Origin of the sequence: Streptomyces lienomycini (genome assembly GCF_027947595.1) — a bacterium.
Lineage (GTDB): Bacteria > Actinomycetota > Actinomycetes > Streptomycetales > Streptomycetaceae > Streptomyces > Streptomyces lienomycini.
Genome location: NZ_CP116257.1, coordinates 1,531,331 through 1,553,022, shown reverse-complemented (window position 1 = coordinate 1,553,022; position 21,692 = coordinate 1,531,331). Strand labels below are relative to the sequence as shown.

Below are 21,692 nucleotides of genomic sequence, written 5' to 3'. Positions count from 1 at the left end.
GGTTACTCCTCCCCCAGGATCTGCGGCACCTTGAAACGCTGCTGCTCCTGGGCCGGGGCGCCGGAGAGCGCCTGCTCGGGCGTGAGCGACGGACGGACCTCGTCCGGCCGCATGACGTTCGTCAGCGGGAGCGGGTGCGAGGTCGGCGGTACGTCTTGGTCGGCGACCTCGCTGACGCGGGCGACCGCGCCGATGATGTCGTCCAGCTGTCCCGCGAAGTGCTCGAGCTCTTCGGGCTTCAGCTCCAGACGCGCCAGCCGGGCGAGGTGGGCGACCTCCTCGCGCGTGATGCCAGGCATGCAGCGTTCCTCTGGGTGAGAGTGTGTCGTGTGGGCAAATCGGCTTCGGAAAGTCGGTTTGGCCCAATCCTATGGGGCCGGGCCCCGTGGCCGTTAAACGGTTTCCCCCGGGGACGCTCCGCGGCGCCGCGCGTCCCAGGCGGTGCTGCTCAGGAAGTGGTTGTCGTACAGCTCCTGGACCTCCAGCAGGCTCTCCCGGGTGGCCTCGCCGAGGGCGATGCGTCGCAGGTGGCGGAAGTACTCGAAGCGCTCGACGCCCGGCGCGAGGACGATGAGCAGGTCGGCGTCGGCGCCGGGCACGGCGGCGAAGGCGTGCGGCTTGCCGGGCGGGACGACGACGAGGTCGCCGGGGCCCGCGGTGAGGACCTCGTCGCCGGAGAGGATGTCGGCGGCGCCGTCTAGCAGGAAGAACATCTCGGCGGAGTTGTCGTGCCAGTGCGGTGCGGCGCCGTCGGCGCCCGCGGTGAGGGTGACGCGCTGGGTGGACAGGGCACCGCCGGTGGCGCTGCTGTCGGCCAGCAGGCGCACGGTGGTGGGTGCGCGGCCGACGACTTCGGCCTCGGCTTCGCGGACGATCACGGACTCGTCGAACTTCGGAACGAACAGCGACATTCCCGAACCCCCTGGCGAACGTGTGGACGTGCGGACGTACGGACGTGCTCGGACCCTACTCGGGCGGTACGCGCTCAGACCGCGAACAGCAGTCCGGCGCTGATCAGGACAACGATCGCGGTGGCGAAGTGGATCCCGAAGGCCACCGCCCTGGTACCCCCGTTGCGCAGCACTATGAGCACGTCGCCGAGCGGCACGAGGGCCACGAACAGCATGAACCAGGCCTCGGGACGGGCCCCGGCGAAGGCCAGCACCGCCAGCCCCACCAGGCCGAACGTGCCGTCCCGTACGCCCTTGATCGTCAGGTAGGCACCGGCGTCGCCGGCGGGGTCGGCCGGGACGCCGTATCCGGTGGCGGCGGGGCCGGGCTGGAACAGGAAGCGGTAGCCGAGGAACACGCAGAACAGGTTGAGCACGACGGCCAGGGTGTACGCGGTGACGGTCACGGCTTCTCCATGTGCTAGCAGCGCTAGGGACGAGAGCCAAGCTAACAGAGCGACGACAGATTGGCTAGCGTTGCTAGAATTCCGGCCATGGCGATCCGCGCACGCAGGGAATGCCGAGGGCGAGGACGCGATCACGGCGGCGGTCGCGGTGCGGGGGGCGCGGGCAGCAGAGGTGGCGGCCGGAGGCGGCAGATGGTCGCCGACGGGGTCGACGTGTCCGCGGGCGCCCCGGGCGGCGGGGCGGGGAGCCGCCGCCCGGCGGGTGTGCCGGGCCGGCGGTGTGCCGGGCCGGCGGTGCTCAGGTCACTCGTCGGTCGCCGCCGCGGGCAGCGCCGCGGCGGCCCGGACCCAGCCCCGGGAACCGCGGGCGAGCAACCAGGCGGTGGTCTCCTCCGGGGGCATCGCGGCCGCGACCAGCCAGCCCTGTACGGCGTCGCAGCCCAGGTCGCGCAGCCGCTCCCAGGTCTCGTCGTCCTCGACGCCCTCGGCGACGACGAGCAGGCCGAGCGAGTGGGCGAGGTCGACGGTGCAGCGCACGATCTCGGCGTCCTCGTTGTCGATGGCCAGCCGGGCCACGAACGACCGGTCGATCTTCAGCTCGCTGACGGGGAGCCTGCGCAGGTGGACGAGGGAGGAGTAGCCGGTGCCGAAGTCGTCCAGGGACATCTTGACGCCGTGCCCGGTCAGCGCGTTGAGGGTGTCGGCCGCGCGCTGCGGGTCCTCCAGGAGGACGTGCTCCGTGATCTCGAGTTGGAGCGCTCCCGCGGGAACTCCGTGCCGGGCGAGCCGGGCGGCCACCGAGCCCGCGAAACCGGGGGTGTGCACGTCGCGCGGGGAGACGTTGACCGCGACCGGCACGAACAGGCCCTGGGAGCGCCACCGGGCGACCTGGGCGAGCGCCGTCTCCAGCACGTACTCGGTCAGGTGGGGCATCAGCCCGGAGGACTCGGCGATCGCTATGAACTCGTCCGGCGGCACCTTGCCGCGCTCCGGGTGCACCCAGCGCACCAGGGCCTCCAGGCCGGCGACCTGTCCGTCGAAGCGCACCTTGGGCTGGTAGTGCAGCTGGACCTCGTGGGCGTCCAGGGCCCGGCGCAGGTCGCCGAGGAGACCGAGCCGGTCCGGGGTGTTGGAGTCCCGCTTGGACTCGTAGACCTCCACGCCGGTGCGGTCCCGCTTCGCCTGGTACATGGCCACGTCCGCGCGGCGCAGCAGCCCTTCGGCGTCCAGCGCGTGGTCGGGGAAGACGGCGACCCCGGCGCTGGCCTCCAGGACCAGGGTGAGCCCGTCCAGGTCCATCGGGGAGCTGAGCGCGGACACGAGGCCCCGGGCGATGCGGGTCGCGGACGTGGTGGAGTCCGCGACGGGCAGGAGGACGGCGAACTCGTCGCCGCCGAGCCGCGCGGCCTCCGCCCCGCGCGGCAGTGCCTGCCGCAGCCGGTCGGCGGTCTGCAGCAGCAGCCGGTCACCGGCGAGATGCCCGAGTGTGTCGTTGACCGACCGGAAGCGGTCGAGGTCGATCAGCATCAGGGCGGCGCGGGCGCCGATGCGCTCGGCGTCGTCCAGCGCGGTCCAGGTGCGCTCCAGGAGCCACTGCCGGTTGGGCAGGCCGGTGAGGGGGTCGCGCAGCTGCTCCTCGGCGCGGGCGCGGGCGATCCAGAGCGTGGAGTCGAGGGCGATGAGCGGGATGGCGAACAGCGGCAGCAGCAGCGGCTTGGCGACGGCCACGACGCAGACCAGCGGGGCGATGCCGAGCAGCGCGACGGCGACCAGGCCCTGTCTGACCAGGGCGGTGCGGGCGACGGTGGGCAGGCCGGGGCGCGGGGTCTGCAGGTACCACAGCAGGGCGCGGGTGACGGCGAGGTAGGCGACGGCGACGAGGGTCACCTTGGGCACCGCGTACACCCCCCACGTGTCGGGGTCCCAGGGGTGCTCCACGGACGGTACGGAGCCGCAGACGCCGAGGACCAGGGCGCCCGCGGCGATGCCGAGGATGTCCACCGCGCCGTGCAGGACGCCCTGCCGCCAGCGGCCCCGGCGGGCTATGCCGACCAGGACGACGACGGTGAGGCTGACCATGCCGGCCGGAACCCAGCCGTAGAGCAGCAGGACGGCGAGGGTGAGGGCGGCGCCCGAGCCGGTGCCGCCCCACCAGCGGGAGCGGCCCAGCATGACCAGGTGGCCGACGACGATGCCGGACAGCACGGCCAGGGACCAGCCGACGGTGCCGGACGGGAAGAGGGCGTGCCCGTCGGTGAAGGCCCGGTAGAAGCCGGCGCCCAGCACGAAGGCCGCGGACGCGACGACCGCCGCGGGCAACGCGGGCCAGGTCAGGTGCCGTTCACCGTCCGGGTCGGACAGGCCGTGGGGGTGGCCCGGGGGGTGGGCGGCGGTCGGCGGCACGGGGACGCGGGCGCCCGCGGCGGGACGCGGGACGCCGCGATCGCGTTGCCCGACATCGCGTTGCCCGAGCCACCGGCTCACGTGCCGCGCGCCCACCATGTGACGCAGCCGCAGCCGTGAGCCCGCGGCGGCGCTCTCGGTCGGTTCCATTCCCGTCCCTCTCACAGCCGGCGGTGCCCACGCCACGCGGCCCCCGCCTCGACCACCTTCAACGGCTCCGCGTCGGAGACCCCTCCCCCGGCACTCGGGGCAGGGGGATGCCCCGACCGCAGCTGGGCACGGCGGGCGCACACCTCAACAGTAGGCCGCGGAAGGCTTCCAGGGGCACTGGTCGTCGACGGTTGCCCGAATGCCACCCGGCCACCCGTATGCATCTGATATGCGCCGATCGGGTGGCCTTCAACCGCTATTCCTCAGCCGAAAGCGCGACGCCCGCCGCCGCTTCGGCTCCTTGTTCGAGCAGAACGGCGAAACCGTCTTCGTTCAGAACCGGCACTTTCAGTTGCATCGCCTTGTCGTACTTCGAACCGGGGTTGTCGCCGACCACGACGAACGACGTCTTCTTGGACACCGATCCGGTCACCTTGGCACCCCTGCTCTGCAGGGCTTCCTTGGCGCCGTCCCGGGTGAAGTTCTCCAGGGTGCCGGTGACGACGACGGTGAGCCCTTCGAGCGGGCGCGGCCCCTCGTCCTCCCCCGTCGAACGGTCCTCCAGCGGGACTCCGGCCGCCTTCCACTTGCGGACGATCTCGCGGTGCCAGTCCACGGCGAACCACTCCTTGACGGCGGTGGCGATGGTGCCGCCCACACCGTCCGTGCTCGCCAGCTCCTCCTCGGTGGCCTGTTCGATGCGGTCGATGGAGCGGAACTCCCGCGCCAGGGCCTGGGCGGCGACCGGTCCGACGTACCGGATGGAGAGTCCGTTGATGAAGCGGGCCAGCGGGCGGCTCTTGGCGTCCTCGATGTGCTGGAGCAGCGCGAGGGTGTTCTTCTTCGGCTCGCCCGCCTTGTTGGCGAAGACCATGGCGGTCTTCGCCTCCCCGGTCCCGGGGTCGCGCTTGGGCAGTCCGCTGTCGGGGTCGAGGACGTACGCCTTGATGGGCAGCAGCTTGTCGACGGTGAGGTCGAAGAGGTCGCCCTCGTCCACCAGCGGCGGCTCGGCCGGCTCCAGCGGCCCGGTCAGCGCGGCCGCGACGACACCGCCGAAGTGCTCGATGTCCAGGCACTCCCGGCCGGCGAGGTAGGCGACACGCTCGCGCAACTGGGCCGGGCAGGCGCGGGCGTTGGGGCAGCGGAGGTCGATGTCGCCCTCCTTCATCGCCTTCAGCGGCGTCCCGCACTCGGGGCACTTCGCCGGCATCACGAACTCCCGCTCGCTGCCGTCCCTGAGGTCGGCGACGGGCCCGAGGATCTCGGGGATCACGTCACCGGCCTTGCGCAGCACCACGGTGTCGCCGATGAGCACGCCCTTGGCCTTGACGACCTCCTGGTTGTGCAGCGTGGCGAACTCGACCTCGCTGCCGGCCACGGTGACCGGTTCGACCTGCGCGTACGGCGTGACGCGACCGGTGCGGCCGACACCCACCTTGATGTCGACGAGCTTGGTGTTGACCTCCTCCGGCGCGTACTTGTACGCGATGGCCCAGCGGGGTGCGCGGGCGGTGGAGCCGAGCCGGCCCTGGAGGCGGATCTCGTCTAGTTTGACGACGACGCCGTCGATCTCGTGGGCGACGGAGTGCCGGTTCTCGCCGTAGTGGGCGATGAACTCGCGTACGCCGTCGAGGCCGTCGACCACCCTGTTGTGCGGGGACGTCGGCAGCCCCCAGGTCTTCAGCAGGTCGTACGCCTGGGAGAGGCGGGTCAGGCCCGAGTAGCCCTCCAGGGTGCCGATGCCGTGGACGACCATGTGCAGCGGGCGAGAGGCGGTGACACGCGGGTCCTTCTGGCGCAGCGAACCGGCGGCCGCGTTGCGCGCGTTGGCGAAGGGCTTGTCCCCCGCCTCGTTCAACCGGGCGTTGAGTTCCTGGAACTTCTCCATCGGGAAGTACACCTCGCCGCGGATCTCCACGCGGTCGGGGACCTTGTCGCCCGCCAGGCGCTCGGGGATCTCGGCGATGGTGCGGACGTTGGGCGTGATGTCCTCGCCGGTGCGGCCGTCGCCGCGGGTGGCGGCGCGGACGAGACGGCCGTGCTCGTAGGTGAGGTTGACGGCGAGTCCGTCGACCTTCAGCTCGCACAGGAAGTGGTACTCCTGCTCGCCCAGCTCCTTCGCGATGCGCTCGAACCAGGCGGCCAGCTCGTCGTCGTTGAAGGTGTTGTCCAGGGAGAGCATCCGCGTGGGGTGCTGGACGGCGGTGAACTCGGTCGCGTAGGCACCGGCGACCTTCTGGGTCGGGGACTCGGGGGTGCGCAGCTCCGGATACCGCTCCTCCAGCTCCTCCAGGGTGCGCAGCAGCCGGTCGAACTCCGCGTCGCTGACGACGGGCGCGTCGTTCACGTAGTACCGGAAGCGGTGCTCCTCGATCTGCTCGGCGAGCCGCATGTGCCGCTCCCGCGCCTCGGCGGGCACGCTCGTCGTCTCCGCCTGCCTGTCGCCCTGCTTGTCGCCGGCCACCGTATGGTCCTCCCGTTACTCTGGGTTGTCCGCGAGGGATCTTGCCGCCCGGACGCAGTGGGCGAGCGCGCGCCGGGCGTAATCCGGGGACGCGCCCGCGAGTCCGCACGCGGGAGTGACGGTGACCGCCTCCGCGAGCAGCTCCGGACGCAGCCCCAGCCTGCGCCACAGCGTTCTGACACCCATGACGCTACCGGCAGGGTCTGACAATGCGGTGTCCGTGCCCGGCACGACACCGGTGAACAGCCGGGTGCCGCCCTCGACGGCCTCGCCGATCGCGTCGTCGTCACGCTCGGTGAGGAGCGAGAAGTCGAAGGAGACGCCCGTGACGCCCGCCCGGCGCAGCAGGGCGAACGGCACGTCGGGTGCGCAGGAGTGGACCACGACGGGGCCGCCGTCGTGCACCCCGGCGACCTCGCGCAGCGTCGCCTCCACGACCTGCCGGTCGACGGCGCGGTGGGTGCGGTAGCCGCTGGCGGTGCGGATCTGTCCGCGCAGGACGGCGGTGAGGGAGGGCTCGTCGAGCTGGAGGACGAGGCGGGCGCCGGGGACGCGGCGCCGGAGTTCGGCCAGGTGCAGGCGCAGGCCCTCGGCGAGCGAGGCGGCGAGGTCGCGGTGGGCGCCGGGGTCGGAGAGGACCGCCTCGCCGCCCCGCAGTTCGAGGGCGGCGGCGAGCGTCCAGGGGCCGACGGCCTGGACCTTGAGCGGGCCCTCGTAGCCCTGGGTGAACTCCTCCAGCGCGTCGAGGTCCTGCCCGAGCCAGGCGCGGGCCCGTTTGGTGTCCCGCCCGGGCCGGTCGCCGAGTCGCCAGCCGCTGGGCTCCACGCGCGCGTACAGCTCGACGAGCATCCCGGCGGTGCGGCCGATCATGTCGGCGCCGGGGCCGCGGGCGGGCAGCTCGGGGAGGAAGGGGAAGTCCTCGAAGCTGCCGGTGGCGGTTTTGGCGGCCTCGCGGGCGTCGTGGCCCGGGAGGCTGCCGATGCCGGTGGCGGGGGCGAAGGTGTCGTTCACGGGAGAAGCGTACGCAGGGGCGCGGGGCTTATTTTCGCCCCCGCCGCCCCTTCCCGTTCCCATCCCTGGGGGCTGCCGCCCCCAGACCCCCGCTTTCGGCCCTGGACGGACCTCGTCCTCAATCGCCGGACGGGCTGGAGTATCCGCGGCGGCGTCTCAGAGGAACCCTTACCGTCCCGGGCGTACCGTCAGGTCGTTGACCTCGGCGTCCCTCGGGAGGTCCAGGGCCATCAGGATCGTGGTGGCGACGGACTCGGGGTCGATCCACTTCCCCGGGTCGTACTCCTTGCCCTCCTGCTGGTGGACCTTGGCCTGCATGGGGCTGGCGGTGCGGCCGGGGTAGACCGAGGTGACGCGGACGCCGTTGGCGTGCTCCTCCTGGCGCAGGACGTCGGCCAGGGCCTTCAGACCGTGCTTGGAGGCGCCGTACGCGGCCCAGCCGGCGTGGGCGTTCAGGCCGGAACCGGAGTTGACGAACAGCACCTGCCCCTGGGCGACGCGGAGCTGGGGCAGCAGGAGGCGGGTCAGTTCGGCGGGGGCGACCAGGTTGACGTTGAGCTGGTTGAGCCAGGTCTTCGGGGTGAGGTCGCCCACCGCGCCGAGGTCGACGACCCCGGCGATGTGCAGCAGCGAGTCCACGCGGTCGGGCAGCGTCTGGTGGGAGAGGGCCCAGGACAGCTTGCCCGGGTCGGAGAGGTCGCCGACCAGTGTCCTCGCGCCGGGGAGCGCGGCGGCCAGTTCCTTGGCGCGGCCCGCGTCGCGCGCGTGCAGCACGATCTCGTCGCCGCGTTCGTGCAGGCGGCGGGCGACGGCGGCGCCGATGCCGGAGCCCGCTCCGGTGATCACATGTGTAGCCATGCCCGCCATGCTCGCACCACCGGCGTCCTACGCGATCCCCTGGCTCTCCTCCAGGTAGGCGAGCGCGCCGACCGGCTCCTCGGCGAAGAAGACCAGGTCGGTGAGGGGGCGCGGCAGGAAGCCCTCGTCCTCCATGCGGCGGAACTGCTCCCTGAGGCCGTCGTAGAAGCCCGCGGTGTTGAGCAGGACGACCGGCTTGTCGGTGTGCCCGTGCTTCTTCAGTTCCAGGATCTCGGTGGCCTCGTCGAGGGTGCCGGTGCCGCCGACCATGACGACCACGGCGTCGGCCTTCTGAAGCAGCAGCCGCTTGCGCTCGGCCAGGTCCTTCGCGATCACCATCTCGTCGGCGCCCTCGCGCGCCTTGGCCGCCAGGAAGTCCACCGAGACCCCGAGCAGCCGTCCCCCGGCCTCCTGCACACCGTCGGCGACCACCTTCATCAGACCGGTGTCGGAACCGCCCCAGACGAGGGTGTGGCCGCCCTTGCCGAGCAGTCCGCCGAACTCCTTGGCGGGACGCGTGTAGCGCTCGTCGAGGTCGGCCGCGGAGAGGAAGACGCAGATGTTCATGGCGTCCACCGTACGGCCCGCCGGAACGGGAAGAACCCGGCGTCCGGGCACGCTGTAGTGACGAAGGCCACTGACCGAGGAGGACGACCGTGACCGAGGGACTCAAGGGGCTCAAGGGACACCGCATCACCGTCGAACCGAGCGACCGGCACGTACGCGCGGTGCACGGCGGGCAGGTGCTCGCGGAGAGCGACGGGGCGCTGGTACTGCACGAGACGGGCTGTCCCGACCGGTACTACATCCCGGCCGAGGACGTGCGGCTCGGCCTTCTGACGCCGTCCGGCACGACCACCCACTGCCCCTTCAAGGGCGACGCCTCCTACTGGTCGCTGCCGGACGCGGCGGACCTGGTCTGGGCGTACCCGGAGCCGAAGCCGGAGGTGGCGGAGATCAAGGACCACCTCTGCTTCTACGAAGTCGAGGTGTCCTGAGCGATGAATCCGGTGCCGTGCGGCAGTCTGCACAGGCATGGAGAAGCAGACCGTTTCACGGGACGGCACCCGCGTCGCCTACGAACGCACCGGACGGGGACCGGCGGTCGTCCTCGTCAGCGGCGCGATGTCGACGGGCGCCACGATGGCGCCCCTGGCCGCCGAGCTGTCGGACCGTTTCGACGTCACCGTGTACGACCGCCGGGGGCGCGGCGAGAGCGGCGACACGGCGCCCTACGCGGTGGAACGCGAGATCGAGGACCTGGCGGCGCTGATCGAGGTGGTCGGCGGCGAGGCCGCGTTGTACGGCATGTCGTCGGGCGGCGCGCTGGTGCTGCGGGCGGCGGCGAGCGGTCTGCCGGTGCGCCGGGTCGCCGTGTACGAGGTGCCTTACGCCATGGAGGACGCCGCCGCGCCGGCCGCGGCCGAGTACACCGAGCGGCTGGCGGAGGCGCTGGGCCAGGGGCGGCGCGGGGACGCGGTGGAGTTGTTCCTGCGCCGCACCGGACTGGGCGAGGAGATGATCCGGGGTGCCCGGCAGTCCCCCATGTGGGCCGGGATGGAGTCGGTGGCGCCGAGCCTCGCGTACGACGACGCGGTGATGGGCGACGGCCGGGTGCCCGCGTCCACGATCGCCTCGGTCACCGCTCCCCTGCTGGTCCTCGCGGGCGGCGCGAGCGACGGGTGGTGGCACGAGGCCGCCCGCGCCGTCGCGGACGCGGCGCCCGACGGCACGTACTCCACCGTGGACGGGCAGACGCACCGGGTGGAGCCGGGCGTGCTGGCCCCGGTGCTGGCCGAGTTCCTCGCCGGGTGAGCCGGCGCCGGGGCGGTCGCCGGTGTGCGCGGCGGGCGGTTCAGGCGGCGCCGGCCGTCGCGCGCGTCGTCGACGCGATGGTCGCCGAGCCCACCACGCGCGTGCCGTCGTACAGCACGATCGCCTGGCCGGGGGCGACACCGCGGACCGGCTCGGTGAAGGTCACGTCCAGGGCGCCGTCGACGAGTTCGGCGCGGACCCCGGTCTCGCCGCCGTGGGCGCGGAGCTGGGCGGTGTAGGTGCCGGGGCCGGTGGGGGCGGCGCCGCACCAGCGGGGCTTGATCGCGCGCAGGGCGTCGACGTCCAGGGCCTCGGCGGGGCCGACGGTGACGGTGTTGTTCACCGGCGAGATGTCCAGGACGTAGCGCGGCTTGCCGTCGGGGGCGGGGGTGCCGATCCTGAGCCCCTTGCGCTGGCCGATGGTGTAGCCGTACGCGCCCTCGTGGGTGCCGAGCCGGTTGCCCGCCTCGTCGACGATGTCACCCTCGGCCTTGCCCAGCCGGTTCGCCAGGAAGCCCTGGGTGTCGCCGTCGGCGATGAAGCAGATGTCGTGCGAGTCGGGCTTCTTGGCGACCGCGAGGCCCCTGCGCTCGGCCTCCGCGCGGATCTCGTCCTTGGTGGTGACCGTGTCGCCGAGCGGGAACATCGCGTGGGCGAGCTGCCGGTCGTCGAGCACCCCGAGGACGTAGCTCTGGTCCTTGGCCATGTCGGAGGCGCGGTGCAGCTCGCGGACGCCGTCCTCGCGCAGGATCACCTGGGCGTAGTGGCCGGTGCAGACGGCGTCGAAGCCGAGGGCGAGCGCCTTGTCGAGCAGCGCGGCAAACTTGATCTTCTCGTTGCAGCGCAGGCACGGGTTCGGGGTGCGTCCCGCCTCGTACTCGGCGACGAAGTCCTCGACCACGTCCTCCCGGAAGCGGTCGGCGAGGTCCCACACGTAGAACGGGATGCCGATGACGTCGGCGGCACGGCGGGCGTCGCGCGAGTCCTCGATGGTGCAACAGCCCCGGGCGCCCGTGCGGAAGGACTGCGGGTTCGCGGAGAGCGCCAGGTGGACGCCGGTCACGTCGTGTCCCGCCTCGGCCGCGCGGGCGGCGGCGACGGCGGAGTCGACTCCGCCCGACATGGCGGCGAGGACGCGGAGGGGACGGGTTCGCTGCGGGGTCTCAGTCATAACCTCTCCAGAGTACGGGTGAGGCGGGAACCGGAGCGCGCGAGTACGCGTTGAAGATCGTATGGGGGCGAAGCGGGAATCCTCGAGCGGATCCACACCGGGCGGGTCCGGGGACGCGGACCGGCGCATCGGGCGGCGGGCGCTGATCGTCGGCGGTGCGGCGGCGGCCGTGGGCACCGGCGTGCTGGCGCGCGACGAGCTGGCCCGCCTGTGGTGGCGGCTGCCGGGCGTGGAGCGGCCCCGTGACGACGGCGCGGTCGACTACGCGGGCGCGCGCTGGGTGGCGGCGTCGGACGCGAACTGGCGACGGGCCGACCGGCCGGACGACTTCAGCATCGACATGGTGATCGTCCATGTCACGCAGGGCAGCTTCGACAGCGCCGTGCGGGCCTTCCAGGACCCGGGGCACAAGGCGGCCGCGCACTACATCGTGGGGCAGGACGGGCGTGTGACGCAGATGATCCGCGAGCTGGACGTGGCGTACCACGCGGGCAACCGCGACTACAACGAGCGCAGTGTCGGCATCGAGCACGAGGGCTTCGTCGACCGCCCCCAGGACTTCACCGCCGAGATGTACGCCGCCTCCGCGCGGCTGACGGCGGGCATCTGCGCGCGGTACGGGATACCCCTGGACCGCAAGCACATCCTCGGCCACGTCGAGGTGCCGGGCACCGACCACACCGACCCTGGCCCGCACTGGGACTGGGACCGGTACCTGAAGCTGGTGCGCCGCGCGGCCACCAGCCTTCCGACGAGCGGCCCGTCCGGCGGTCCGTCCGGCGGTCCGTCCGGCGGTCCGTCCGCCGGTCCGTCGGGCAGCCCGTCGCGGTCCGGCGTGTAGCACCCCTGCTGGAACCCCTGCGCCGGGCGCCCGCGGGAACGACCCCGCCCTACGTCAGCCCGGCCGCCCGCGCCCGTTCCACCGCCGGGCCGATGGCCTTGGCGAGTGCCTCGACGTCGGCCTCGGTCGAGGTGTGGCCGAGGGAGAAACGCAGGGTGCCGCGGGCCAGGTCGGGGTCGGTGCCGGTGGCCAGCAGGACGTGGCTGGGCTGGGCGACGCCCGCGGTGCAGGCGGAGCCGGTGGAGCACTCGATGCCCTGCGCGTCGAGCAGGAGGAGGAGGGAGTCGCCCTCGCAGCCCGGGAAGGTGAAGTGGGCGTTGGCCGGGAGGCGGCCCCCGGGTGCCGGATCGCCGCCGAGGAGGGCGTCCGGGACCGCCGTGCGGACGGCGTCGACCAGGTCGTCGCGCAGGGCGCCGATCTCGCGGGCGAACCACTCGCGCTGCTCGGCGGCGAGGCGGCCGGCGACCGCGAACGAGGCGACGGCGGGGACGTCGAGCGTGCCGGAGCGCACATGGCGTTCCTGCCCGCCGCCGTGCAGGACGGGCACCGGGGTGTACTCGCGGCCCAGCAGCAGCGCGCCGATGCCGTAGGGGCCGCCGATCTTGTGGCCGGAGACGGTCATGGCGGCGAGCCCGGAGGCGGCGAAGTCGACCGGGAGCTGACCGAAGGCCTGCACCGCGTCGGCGTGCAGCGGTACATCGAACTCCGCGGCCACCTCGGCGAGTTCGGTGACCGGCATGATCGTGCCGATCTCGTTGTTGGCCCACATGACGGTGGCGAGGGCGACGTCGCCGGGCTCGCGGGCGATGGCCGCGCGCAGGGCTTCCGGGTGGACGCGGCCGTGGGCGTCGACCGGCAGGTACTCGACGGTGGCGCCCTCGTGCTCGCCGAGCCAGTGGACGGCGTCGAGGACGGCGTGGTGTTCGACGGGGCTGGCCAGGACCCGGGTGCGGGCCGGGTCGGCGTCGCGGCGGGCCCAGTACAGGCCCTTGACGGCGAGGTTGTCGGCCTCGGTGCCGCCGGAGGTGAGGACCACCTCGCTGGGGCGGGCGCCGAGCGCCTCGGCGAGGGTCTCGCGGGCCTCCTCGACGGTGCGCCGCGCGCGGCGGCCGGACGCGTGGAGGGAGGAGGCGTTGCCGGTGGCGCTCAGGTGCGCGGTGAGTGCCTCGACCGCTTCGGGAAGCATCGGGGTGGTCGCGGCGTGGTCGAGGTAAGCCATGGTGAGCCGATTCTACGGGGCGCGTGCGCCCGCCCCCAGATCAAGGTCGGCCTCTCGCGCGCGCTCGCGCGGACCGGGCCCCCGGACGCCTCACAGGCTCCACGACATGGTGCTGTCCGCGGACATGAACGCCGCCAGGACCAGCAGGTCGGCGACGCCCAGGCCGAGACCGAGCAGAGCCCGGCCGCGGCGGGCGGTGCCGCGCCACAGGGCGACGGCCGCCAGGGCGATGGCGACGGGCCCCAGGAAGAGGTTGAGGACGAGCAGGCCGAGCAGTCCGAGGACGAAGGAGGCGACGGCCATGCCGTCGGTGTCCCGGATGCCGGTGCGGCGGGTGGCGCGGTCGGTGTCGTCGGCGCGCTTGGCCGGTGCGGTGAGCTGCATGGTGTTCTCCCTGCCGTGCGTCGGTGGGCCGTGCGTCAGTGGGCGGAGGTGCTCCGTCGGCGTCCGTGCCGCTCGCGGAGCGCGAAGACGCCGAGCCAGACGGCGATGACCAGGCCGGCCGCGACGGAGAAGGAGAGCGGTGCGTGGGCGACGGCACCCAGGACCACACCGAGGAGCAGGAGTGCGACGACGAGAAACAGCATGGAGCGGATCCCCCAGTCTTCGGGCGATGTCTTCGTGGACGTCTTCGGTGAACGAATGTAGGTACAGTTGTTCACTGACTCACTAGTCTAGCGCGCCGCACGGCTTTTCAATTCCGGAGAACAGTTGTTAACTGCATGGCATGAGTCACACCTCCGGCGTTCGGCAGGCGCAGAAGCAGAAGACCCGGCAGGCGCTCCTGGACGCGGCGCTCGGCCTGCTGGAGGAGCAGAGCCTGAGCAGTCTGGGGCTGCGCGAGGTCACCCGCGCCGTGGGCGTCGCCCCGACCGCCTTCTACCGGCACTTCCGCTCGACGGCCGATCTCGGCGTGGCCCTGGTCGAGGAGGCGCTGGGCAGCCTGCACCCGATGATCCGGACCACGATGTCACCGGCCGGGGACGACGACGAACGCATCGCCCGTGCGGTCGAGTTGATCGCCGGCCATGTGGCCGCGCACCCGGCCCACGTCCGCTTCGTCGCGCGGGAGCGGCACGGCGGCGTACAACCGGTACGCCGGGCCATACGTGAGCAACTGGCGCGGTTCGCCGAGGAGGTGAAGGCCGAGCTGGCCGAGGACACGGCGTCCGCGGGCTGGAGCGAGGCCGATCTGCGGATGCTCGCGGGGCTCTACGTCGACCAGATGCTGATCACGGCGTCCCTGTTCCTGGAGACGCTGGACGCCCCGGAGGAAGAGCGCCGCCGCGCCCTCGGGACGGCACGGCGGCAACTGCGGCTGATCAGCGTCGGCCGCGCGCACTGGCTGGACTGAGGAGCGGCCGGTTCAGCCGAGCCGGACCCGGGCCAGCTGGCGGGACTGGGCGACCAGGCGGTCGGCGCTGTCCCAGACCTCGGCGTCCTCCTCCAGGAAGCCGCCGGCGAGGTTGCGGGTGGTGATGGAGACCCGCAGCGGGCCCGGCGCCGGACTGCACCGTACGTGGGCGGTCAGCTCCACCGTCGGCACCCAGCCCTTGAGCCCCAGCTCGAAGGCGGTCGGGGGCAGCGCGTCCACCGCGAGGAGCAGCGAGAGCGGGTCGGCGTCGCGACCGTCGGCGAGCCCGAACCAGGCCCGCATCTCACCGCGTCCCGAGGGCTGCCCCAGCGCCCAGCCCAGTGTGGCGGGGTCGAGCTTGAGCATCAGCCGGTCGGCGATGGCCGAGCTGCCCTCGACGGGGGCGGGGCCGTCCTCCGGACCGAAGCACTGGTCCGGCGGCGGGATCGCGGGCGGCTTCGCCGAGGTGCGGACGTCGTCGGGCAGCGCGTCGAGGTCGCCGTAGGAGGCGAGGACGCGGATGCGCTCGACCTCGTTGCCCTCGTCGTCGTACTGGAAGAGGGAGGCCTGGCCGGTGGAGAGGGAGCGCCCCGCGCGGACGGTCTCGGTGCGCACGACCGCCGGGCCGGGCCGGGACGCGGTGAGGTAGTGCGCCGAGACGGTGAAGGGGTCGGGGTGCGGGAGCGCGTCACCGAGGGCGCGACCCAGGACGGCCAGCAGGTAGCCGCCGTTGACGGCGTTGATGATCGTCCAGCCGGCCGACAGGTCGATGTCGTAGACGCCGGGGGCACGCCGGACGACGGCGGTGTCCCGGTCGAACTCACTGTCGCCGATGGTGGCCCGTGTGGCCGCTGCGGAGGCTGCTTCTGGCATGACTGCACGGTACAACAGGAAACTACTAAGCGGTAGCTTTCCGTTCTGGCTCAGTCCCCCTCCACCACCGTCGACCGCCGGTTCCAGGCCCGCGGGGCCCGCCAGTGGAAGCGCAGCGCCAGCAGCCGCAGGACGAAGGCCGTGACGACCGCGAGCCCGCTGGTGAACGGCGTGAGGGCCTCGTAGCGGATGCACAGGGCGACCATCGCGGAGCCGACGATCGCCGGGACGGCGTACAGGTCGCGGTCCCAGCGCAGCAGTGAGGGCACCTCGTTGGCCAGCACGTCGCGCAGGACGCCGCCGCCCACCGCGGTGGCCAGACCCAGGCAGGCCGAGGCGGTCAGGCCGAGCCCGTAGTCGTACGCCTTGGTGGTCCCGGCGACGCAGAACAGGCCGAGCCCGGCCGCGTCGAAGATGTTCACGCCGGTCTGGAGGCGCTCCACGTGGGGGTGGAGGAAGAAGACCAGCAGGGTGGCGAAGAGCGGGGTGATGAAGTAGCCCAGGTCCGTGAAGGCCGCGGGCGGTACGGCACCGATGACCAGGTCGCGGAAGAGCCCGCCGCCCAGCGCGGTGACCTCGGCGAGGACGGCCATGCCGAAGACGTCGAAGTTCTTGCGCACGGCCAGCAGCGCGCCCGAGATGGCGAAGACGAAGATGCCGATCAGGTCGAGCGTGTGCTGGACGGTGGGGCTGAAGAGTTGCTCGTACACCCTTCCATTCTTACCTGCCAGCGAGCCCCCGCCTTACAAACAAAGGCAGGGGCTCGCTGGCAGGGCGGGTGGCAGAGGTCACTTCTCCTTGGCGGGAGGCTCCTCGCCGGTGCTCCCGGGCTCCTCGGCGGACTCGGCCGGTTCCGTGGCCTCGGCGGACTCGGCCGGTTCCGTGGCCTCGGCGGACTCGGTCTCCGTGGCCTCGACCTCCGCGGCCACCGCCGCCGAGGTCGCCGCCGACTCCGCCAGCGCGTCCTCCGACACCAGCTCCGCCGCCTCCTTGGCGGCGGTGAGCAGGACGACGTCCTGCGGGGCCTGGTCCTCGAAGTTCTCGGGGTGGTGGCAGGCGACCCGCTGGCCCGGCCGCAGCTCCTTCAGCGGCGGCTCGGTGGTCGTGCAGATCTGCGTCGCCTTCCAGCACCGGGTGTGGAAGCGGCAGCCGCTCGGCGGGGCGATCGGCGAGGGCACGTCGCCCTTGAGCAGGATGCGCTCGCTCTTGGCGCCGCGCCGTGCCGGGTCCGGGATCGGGACGGCCGACATCAGCGCCTTGGTGTACGGGTGCATCGGCGTCTTGTAGAGCAGGTCGCGGTCGGCCAGCTCCATGATCTTGCCGAGGTACATCACCGCGATGCGGTCCGAGACGTGCCGGACCACCGAGAGGTCGTGCGCGATGATCACGTACGTCAGGCCCAGCTCCTGCTGGAGGTCGTCGAGGAGGTTGACGACCTGGGCCTGGATCGACACGTCCAGCGCGGAGACCGGCTCGTCGGCCACGACCAGCTTCGGGTTGAGCGCGAGCGCGCGGGCGATGCCGATGCGCTGGCGCTGGCCGCCGGAGAACTCGTGCGGGTAGCGGTTGTAGTGCTCGGGGTTGAGACCGACCACCGACAGCAGCCGCTGCACCTCCTTCTTGACCCCGCCCTCGGGCTGGACGCCCTGGAGCTTGAAGGGGGCGCTGACGATCGTGCCGATGGTGTGGCGCGGGTTCAGCGAGGAGTACGGGTCCTGGAAGATCATCTGCACGTCGCGGCGCAGCGGACGCATGCCGCCGACCCCGAGGTGGGTGATGTCCTTGCCCTGGAACTCGACCGTGCCCGCGGTCGGCTCCAGGAGCCGGGTGATGAGTCGGCCCATGGTCGACTTGCCGCAGCCGGACTCGCCCACGACGCCGAGCGTCTCGCCGGCCCTGACCTCGAAGTCGATGCCGTCGACGGCGCGGACGGCGCCGACCTGGCGCTGCAGCAGGCCCTTCCTGATCGGGAAGTGCTTCTGCAGCCCGGTCACCTTGAGCAGGGTGTCGCCGGGCGCTGCGTCCCTGGTGAGGGTCGCGGTCCCGCCGGCCTTCTCCTGCGTACCGTCGCTCTGCGCGGGGATGGCCACCGCTTCGTCCTTGGCTTCGTCGCTCACAGCTTCGGCGCAATCTCTTCGGTCCAGATACGCTCCCGCTGCTCCTGCGACATGTGGCAGGCGGCCCAGTGCTTGCTGCCGACCTCGGTCAGCTCGGGGCGGACCGTGCGGGTGACGTCGTCCTTGGGCACGTCGGCGTACGGGCAGCGCGGGTTGAAGGCGCAGCCGGACGGGAGGTTGATGAGGGAGGGCGGGGAGCCCTTGACCGGGATGAGGCGCTCCTGCTGGTCGCGGTCGAGCCGCGGCATCGAGCCGAGCAGACCCCAGGTGTAGGGGTGCCGGGGCTCGTAGAACACCTTCTCCGCGGGACCGCGCTCGACGCACCGGCCGCCGTACATCACCAGGAGGTCGTCGGCCAGTTCGGCGACGACGCCCAGGTCGTGGGTGATGACGATGACCGCGGAGCCGAACTCCTTCTGCAGGTCCCGGATGAGGTCGAGGATCTGCGCCTGGACGGTGACGTCCAGGGCGGTGGTCGGCTCGTCCGCGATGAGCAGCTCGGGGTTGTTGACCAACGACATCGCGATCATCGCGCGCTGGCGCATACCGCCGGAGAACTCGTGCGGGTAGCTGTCCACCCGCTTGTCCGGCTGCGGGATGCCGACGCGGTCGAGCATCTCCACGGCCCGGCGCTTGGCGGTCTTCTTGTCCACCTTGTGGTGGATGCGGTACGCCTCCACGATCTGCTGCCCGATCGTGAAGTACGGGTGCAGCGCGGACAGCGGGTCCTGGAAGATCATCGCCATCTCGCGACCGCGCAGCTTGCGCACGTGGTCGGGGTCGGCGGACAGCAGCTCGGTGCCGTCCAGCCAGATCTCGCCGGATATCTGCGCCTTGCGCTTGCCGTACTGGCCGGCGGTGTGCAGGCCCATGATGCCGAGCGAGGTCACCGACTTGCCGGAGCCGGACTCGCCCACGATGCCGAGGGTCTTGCCCTTCTCCAGCTGGAAGGAGAGCCCGTCGACGGACTTGACCAGGCCGTCGTCGGTCGGGAAGTGGACCTTGAGGTCGCGTACTTCCAGGAAGGAGGTCGGCGCGGGCGAGGTCCCTGCGGGCTCGCCCACCGCGGCCCCGCTCTTGCTCAGTTCGGTCATGCGAGCCTCACTCGGGGGTCGATCACGGCGTACAGGATGTCCACCACGAGGTTGGCGATCAGCACCGCGAGAGAAGTGATCAGTACGACGCCCAGGATAAAGGGCAGGTCGTGGTTCTTGATGGCGTCCAGCACCTTCTGGCCGAGGCCGGGGAGGCTGAACGTCGTCTCGGTCAGGATCGCGCCGCCCATCAGGGCGCCGAGGTCCATGCCGAGCATGGTGAGCAGGGGCGTCAGGGTCGATCGCATCGCGTGCTTGCTGATGACGACCTGTTCCTTGAGGCCCTTGGCCCGCGCGGTGCGGATGTAGTCCTCGCCGAGGATCTCCAGCATGGTGGCGCGGGTGATCCGGGCGTACATCGCGGCGTACAGGAAGGCCAGCGTGATCCAGGGCAGGATCATGCCGCCGAGCCATCCGGTGAGGCTCTCCTCGAGCGGGACGAACTGACCGTCGATCCAGCCGAGGCCGTAGGAGAAGATCGCCAGGCTGAGCAGACCGGTGAAGTAGATGGGGAGGGAGACGCCCGCCAGGGCGACGACCATCGCGCCGCGGTCCCACAGGGTGCCGCGCTTGAGGGCGGAGAGCACACCGGCGGCCACGCCGAAGATCAGCCACAGCACGGCGGCGCCGAGCGCGAGGGCCAGGGTGACCGGGAAACGCTCGGTCAGGACCGGCCAGACGGACTGCTCGGTCTTGAAGGAGTAGCCGAAGCAGGGCGCGGCGCAGTTCGTGACGTCGCCGCCGGACGCGTAGGTGCGACCCGCGAAGATGCCCTTGAAGAACTCCCAGGCCTGCACGAGGACCGGGTCGCCCAGACCCAGCTTCTCCCGCACGCCCTCGACGGCGGCGGGGTCCGCCTGCTTGCCGACGAAGTTCAGGGCGATGTCGACGCCCGCCCACTTGGGGACGAGGAAGAAGATGCAGAAGACCACCAGGATGATGACCACGAGCATCACAGCGGCGGCGAAGAGCCGCCTGATGAGGTAAGCGAGCACGGGTTGCGGCCCGCTGCGTCCCGCGGGCCGCCGGAGATTGTCCGGCGGCCCGCGGTCACGCCGCGCCGGCCTTCACCTGCCTTTCGTGCCGTACGGCGGGTGTACCGGTTACTTCTTGGGGTTCTTCAGACCGATGTTCACGAAGTCGTACATACCGCTGTAGGCGTCGGTGGTGTAGACGTTCGCGATGTTGCTGGAGCGCCAGTTGATGAACTTCTCGAAGACGAAGGGCAGGTAGTACGCGCCCTCCATCACCTTGTGGTTGATCTCCGTGGCGATCTTCTTCTTGCCGGCGTCGTCCTTGGCGGTCAGGTAGTCCGCGAAGAGGCCGTCGATCTTCGGGTCCTTGATCATCGCGAAGTTGTTGTTCGCGCTGTCGAGGATGTAGTCGCTGTGCCACAGCGGCAGACCGTAGCCCTGCACGGACGGGAAGTCCGGGCCCCAGCCCATGATGATGATGCCGTAGCCCTTCTTGGCCACGTTCGTCGGGCTGCCGATGACGCTGGCGTACTGCGAACCGTCGTACTGGTCGATCTCGACGTCGATGCCGACCTTCTTCAGCGAGGCCTGGAGGGACTCGGCGGTGGCGACCTCGACGGGCTTGTTGTTGCGGACCGCGATGGTGGTCTTGAAGCCGTTCGGCTGGTTGCAGGCCTTCAGCTCTTCCTTGGCCTTCTCGACGTTGCCGCCCTTGTTGGCACCGGCCATCTCGTACGGGTCGTACTTCTGGCCCTCGGAGCCCGGAACGGCGGGCGGCAGCATGTTGGTGCCGATGTCACCACCGGCGATCGGGCCGCCGCGCGCGGTCTGCAGGGAGACGTGGTCGGCCCCGTAGAGCACGGCCTTGCGGCAGTGGATGTTGTCGAACGGCTTCACGTTCTGCGGGAACGCCGCGTACCGGATGTAACCCGAGACCGGGTTGTCCAGGTTGGCCTTGTGCTCCTTCAGGGCGGTGGTGCGGCCCTGCGGGGACAGACCGGTCTGCGCCAGGTCGATGTCGTAGTCGCCGGCGATGAGGCGGGCGTCCATGTCGTTGGCGTTGGTGAAGAACTTGACCGTGATCTTGTCCGGGTACGCCTTGCGGACCGGGTCCGAGCTCTGCTTCCACTCGGTGTTGCGGACCAGGGTCAGGTCCTTGCCGGGGTTGTAGGACTCGAACTTGTACGGGCCCGAGGAGAACGGGTGCAGGCCGTACTTGGACTTGGTGTCCTTGTCCTGGCGGACCGGGGACGCCGAGGTCAGCGCGAGCATCTCCTCGAAGTCCGAGTTGGCCTGCGGCAGCTTGAAGACGATGGTCTTGTCGTTCGGCGTCTCGATCGCCTTCAGACCCAGCTTGTCCTTGGACGTGTCCTTGTACGGGCCCTTGTACTCACCCTTCGGGTCGAGCACCTCCTTGAGGTACGTCGGACCGCCGGACAGCACGTCCTGCGCCCAGACGCGCTCGATGCCGTACTTGACGTCCTTGGAGGTGATCGGCTTGCCGTCCTCCCAGGTGACGTCGTCACGCAGGGTGTACGTGTACGTCTTGCCGTCCGCGGAGACCTTGGCGACATCGGTGGCGAGGTCGGGGGTGGTCTCGGCACCGGTGGCACCCGGCTCGGTCTTGTTCGTGACCAGCTGGCGGCTGTAGTAGCGGGAGAAGTCCCACATGAAGCCGTAGTAGCCGCGCGTGGTGTCCCACGAGTCGGCGTCCTGCGTGCTGGCGAACTTCAGCGTGCCGCCCTTCTTGGCCTCGGAGGCCTGGGCGACCTTGTTGTTGGCCGCGTCGAAGCCGGCCGCGCCGTTCTTCGAACCGCCGCCGCCGCTGTCGTCGTCGCCGCCGCCGCCGCACGCCGCCGTGGTCAGCAGCGCGGCGACCACTGCGGCAGCGGCCAAAGCCTGCTTGCGCCGCCCTGAGGTGCGTTGGGTAGTCACGATCTCGGATCCTCCGGATTAGATGAGAGACCCCGTGCAGGTGCCACGGGTCGCCT

At 71.5% G+C, this 21,692-nt stretch carries 22 protein-coding genes; 4 read left to right on the top strand and 18 right to left on the bottom strand.

The window, feature by feature from the left end; genetic code table 11:
* Nucleotides 1-2: 2 nt before the first annotated feature.
* From gatC to BJ961_RS07290, 8 genes are all read right to left on the bottom strand, one after another.
* A complete protein-coding gene (gene gatC / locus BJ961_RS07325; RefSeq protein WP_003973500.1) occupies nucleotides 3-299 on the bottom strand; it encodes an Asp-tRNA(Asn)/Glu-tRNA(Gln) amidotransferase subunit GatC in 297 nt (98 codons plus the stop codon).
* Between the two features lie 93 nt (nucleotides 300-392).
* Nucleotides 393-911: a cupin domain-containing protein gene (locus BJ961_RS07320; RefSeq protein ID WP_271320503.1), complete on the bottom strand. Its 519-nt coding sequence runs from the start codon at nucleotides 909-911 to the stop codon at nucleotides 393-395.
* A gap of 74 nt (nucleotides 912-985) precedes the next feature.
* Nucleotides 986-1,357 carry a DUF4267 domain-containing protein gene (locus BJ961_RS07315; RefSeq protein WP_271320502.1) on the bottom strand — a complete coding sequence of 124 codons (372 nt, stop codon included), beginning with the start codon at nucleotides 1,355-1,357 and terminating at the stop codon, nucleotides 986-988.
* Nucleotides 1,358-1,660: 303 nt separating this feature from the next.
* The gene (gene rmdB / locus BJ961_RS07310) at nucleotides 1,661-3,910 is read right to left on the bottom strand and encodes a cyclic Di-GMP phosphodiesterase RmdB (protein WP_271320501.1); all 2,250 of its coding nucleotides are present in this window, start codon (nucleotides 3,908-3,910) and stop codon (nucleotides 1,661-1,663) included.
* 256 nt (nucleotides 3,911-4,166) lie between these two features.
* Nucleotides 4,167-6,374, bottom strand: a complete 2,208-nt coding sequence (gene ligA, locus BJ961_RS07305) for an NAD-dependent DNA ligase LigA (RefSeq protein ID WP_271320500.1) — start codon at nucleotides 6,372-6,374, stop codon at nucleotides 4,167-4,169.
* A 15-nt stretch (nucleotides 6,375-6,389) separates the two neighbouring features.
* Nucleotides 6,390-7,385 carry a methionine synthase gene (locus tag BJ961_RS07300; protein ID WP_271320499.1) on the bottom strand — a complete coding sequence of 332 codons (996 nt, stop codon included), beginning with the start codon at nucleotides 7,383-7,385 and terminating at the stop codon, nucleotides 6,390-6,392.
* A 168-nt stretch (nucleotides 7,386-7,553) separates the two neighbouring features.
* Entirely contained in the window at nucleotides 7,554-8,243 is a 690-nt protein-coding gene (locus tag BJ961_RS07295; protein ID WP_271320498.1) for an SDR family oxidoreductase, read from the bottom strand.
* 27 nt (nucleotides 8,244-8,270) lie between these two features.
* Nucleotides 8,271-8,810 (bottom strand): LOG family protein, encoded by a 540-nt coding sequence (locus BJ961_RS07290; protein ID WP_271320497.1) that lies wholly within the window; start codon nucleotides 8,808-8,810, stop codon nucleotides 8,271-8,273.
* Nucleotides 8,811-8,899: 89 nt separating this feature from the next.
* Here BJ961_RS07290 and BJ961_RS07285 point away from each other — a divergent pair, with 89 nt between their 5' ends.
* Together BJ961_RS07285 and BJ961_RS07280 are read left to right on the top strand one after the other, a co-directional pair.
* On the top strand, nucleotides 8,900-9,241 hold the full coding sequence (locus tag BJ961_RS07285; protein ID WP_271320496.1) for a DUF427 domain-containing protein: 342 nt from the start codon (nucleotides 8,900-8,902) through the stop codon (nucleotides 9,239-9,241).
* Between the two features lie 37 nt (nucleotides 9,242-9,278).
* Nucleotides 9,279-10,058 carry an alpha/beta fold hydrolase gene (locus tag BJ961_RS07280; protein ID WP_271320495.1) on the top strand — a complete coding sequence of 260 codons (780 nt, stop codon included), beginning with the start codon at nucleotides 9,279-9,281 and terminating at the stop codon, nucleotides 10,056-10,058.
* A gap of 40 nt (nucleotides 10,059-10,098) precedes the next feature.
* Here BJ961_RS07280 and mnmA read toward each other — a convergent pair whose 3' ends face one another.
* A complete protein-coding gene (gene mnmA / locus BJ961_RS07275; RefSeq protein WP_271320494.1) occupies nucleotides 10,099-11,229 on the bottom strand; it encodes a tRNA 2-thiouridine(34) synthase MnmA in 1,131 nt (376 codons plus the stop codon).
* Between the two features lie 61 nt (nucleotides 11,230-11,290).
* On the opposite strand from mnmA, the gene BJ961_RS07270 reads away from it, so the two are divergent.
* Nucleotides 11,291-12,070 (top strand): N-acetylmuramoyl-L-alanine amidase, encoded by a 780-nt coding sequence (locus BJ961_RS07270; RefSeq protein ID WP_271320493.1) that lies wholly within the window; start codon nucleotides 11,291-11,293, stop codon nucleotides 12,068-12,070.
* Between the two features lie 49 nt (nucleotides 12,071-12,119).
* Here BJ961_RS07270 and BJ961_RS07265 read toward each other — a convergent pair whose 3' ends face one another.
* The 3 genes from BJ961_RS07265 to BJ961_RS07255 all read right to left on the bottom strand — a co-directional run bounded on the left by BJ961_RS07265 (nucleotide 12,120) and on the right by BJ961_RS07255 (nucleotide 13,876).
* Entirely contained in the window at nucleotides 12,120-13,289 is a 1,170-nt protein-coding gene (locus BJ961_RS07265; RefSeq protein ID WP_271320492.1) for a cysteine desulfurase family protein, read from the bottom strand.
* 90 nt (nucleotides 13,290-13,379) lie between these two features.
* Nucleotides 13,380-13,673, bottom strand: a complete 294-nt coding sequence (locus BJ961_RS07260; protein WP_271320491.1) for a DUF4190 domain-containing protein — start codon at nucleotides 13,671-13,673, stop codon at nucleotides 13,380-13,382.
* A 35-nt stretch (nucleotides 13,674-13,708) separates the two neighbouring features.
* A complete protein-coding gene (locus BJ961_RS07255) occupies nucleotides 13,709-13,876 on the bottom strand; it encodes a hypothetical protein (RefSeq protein ID WP_271320490.1) in 168 nt (55 codons plus the stop codon).
* Between the two features lie 140 nt (nucleotides 13,877-14,016).
* Between BJ961_RS07255 and BJ961_RS07250 the strand changes: the two genes are divergently transcribed.
* Nucleotides 14,017-14,643, top strand: coding sequence for a TetR family transcriptional regulator (locus tag BJ961_RS07250; protein ID WP_271320489.1), 627 nt, complete (start codon nucleotides 14,017-14,019; stop codon nucleotides 14,641-14,643).
* Nucleotides 14,644-14,655: 12 nt separating this feature from the next.
* Here BJ961_RS07250 and BJ961_RS07245 read toward each other — a convergent pair whose 3' ends face one another.
* The 6 genes from BJ961_RS07245 to BJ961_RS07220 all read right to left on the bottom strand — a co-directional run bounded on the left by BJ961_RS07245 (nucleotide 14,656) and on the right by BJ961_RS07220 (nucleotide 21,636).
* Entirely contained in the window at nucleotides 14,656-15,516 is an 861-nt protein-coding gene (locus BJ961_RS07245) for a thioesterase family protein (protein WP_271320488.1), read from the bottom strand.
* 50 nt (nucleotides 15,517-15,566) lie between these two features.
* A complete protein-coding gene (locus BJ961_RS07240; protein WP_271320487.1) occupies nucleotides 15,567-16,226 on the bottom strand; it encodes a trimeric intracellular cation channel family protein in 660 nt (219 codons plus the stop codon).
* Between the two features lie 78 nt (nucleotides 16,227-16,304).
* A complete protein-coding gene (locus BJ961_RS07235) occupies nucleotides 16,305-17,633 on the bottom strand; it encodes an ABC transporter ATP-binding protein (protein ID WP_271320486.1) in 1,329 nt (442 codons plus the stop codon).
* Nucleotides 17,630-18,727: an ABC transporter ATP-binding protein gene (locus tag BJ961_RS07230; RefSeq protein ID WP_271320485.1), complete on the bottom strand. Its 1,098-nt coding sequence runs from the start codon at nucleotides 18,725-18,727 to the stop codon at nucleotides 17,630-17,632. Before BJ961_RS07230 ends, BJ961_RS07235 begins: the two co-directional genes overlap by 4 nt.
* Nucleotides 18,724-19,722 (bottom strand): ABC transporter permease, encoded by a 999-nt coding sequence (locus BJ961_RS07225; RefSeq protein ID WP_271320484.1) that lies wholly within the window; start codon nucleotides 19,720-19,722, stop codon nucleotides 18,724-18,726. Before BJ961_RS07225 ends, BJ961_RS07230 begins: the two co-directional genes overlap by 4 nt.
* Before the next feature lie 108 nt (nucleotides 19,723-19,830).
* Complete coding sequence (locus BJ961_RS07220) at nucleotides 19,831-21,636, bottom strand: ABC transporter substrate-binding protein (RefSeq protein ID WP_271320483.1); 1,806 nt, start codon at nucleotides 21,634-21,636, stop codon at nucleotides 19,831-19,833.
* Nucleotides 21,637-21,692 lie beyond the last annotated feature (56 nt).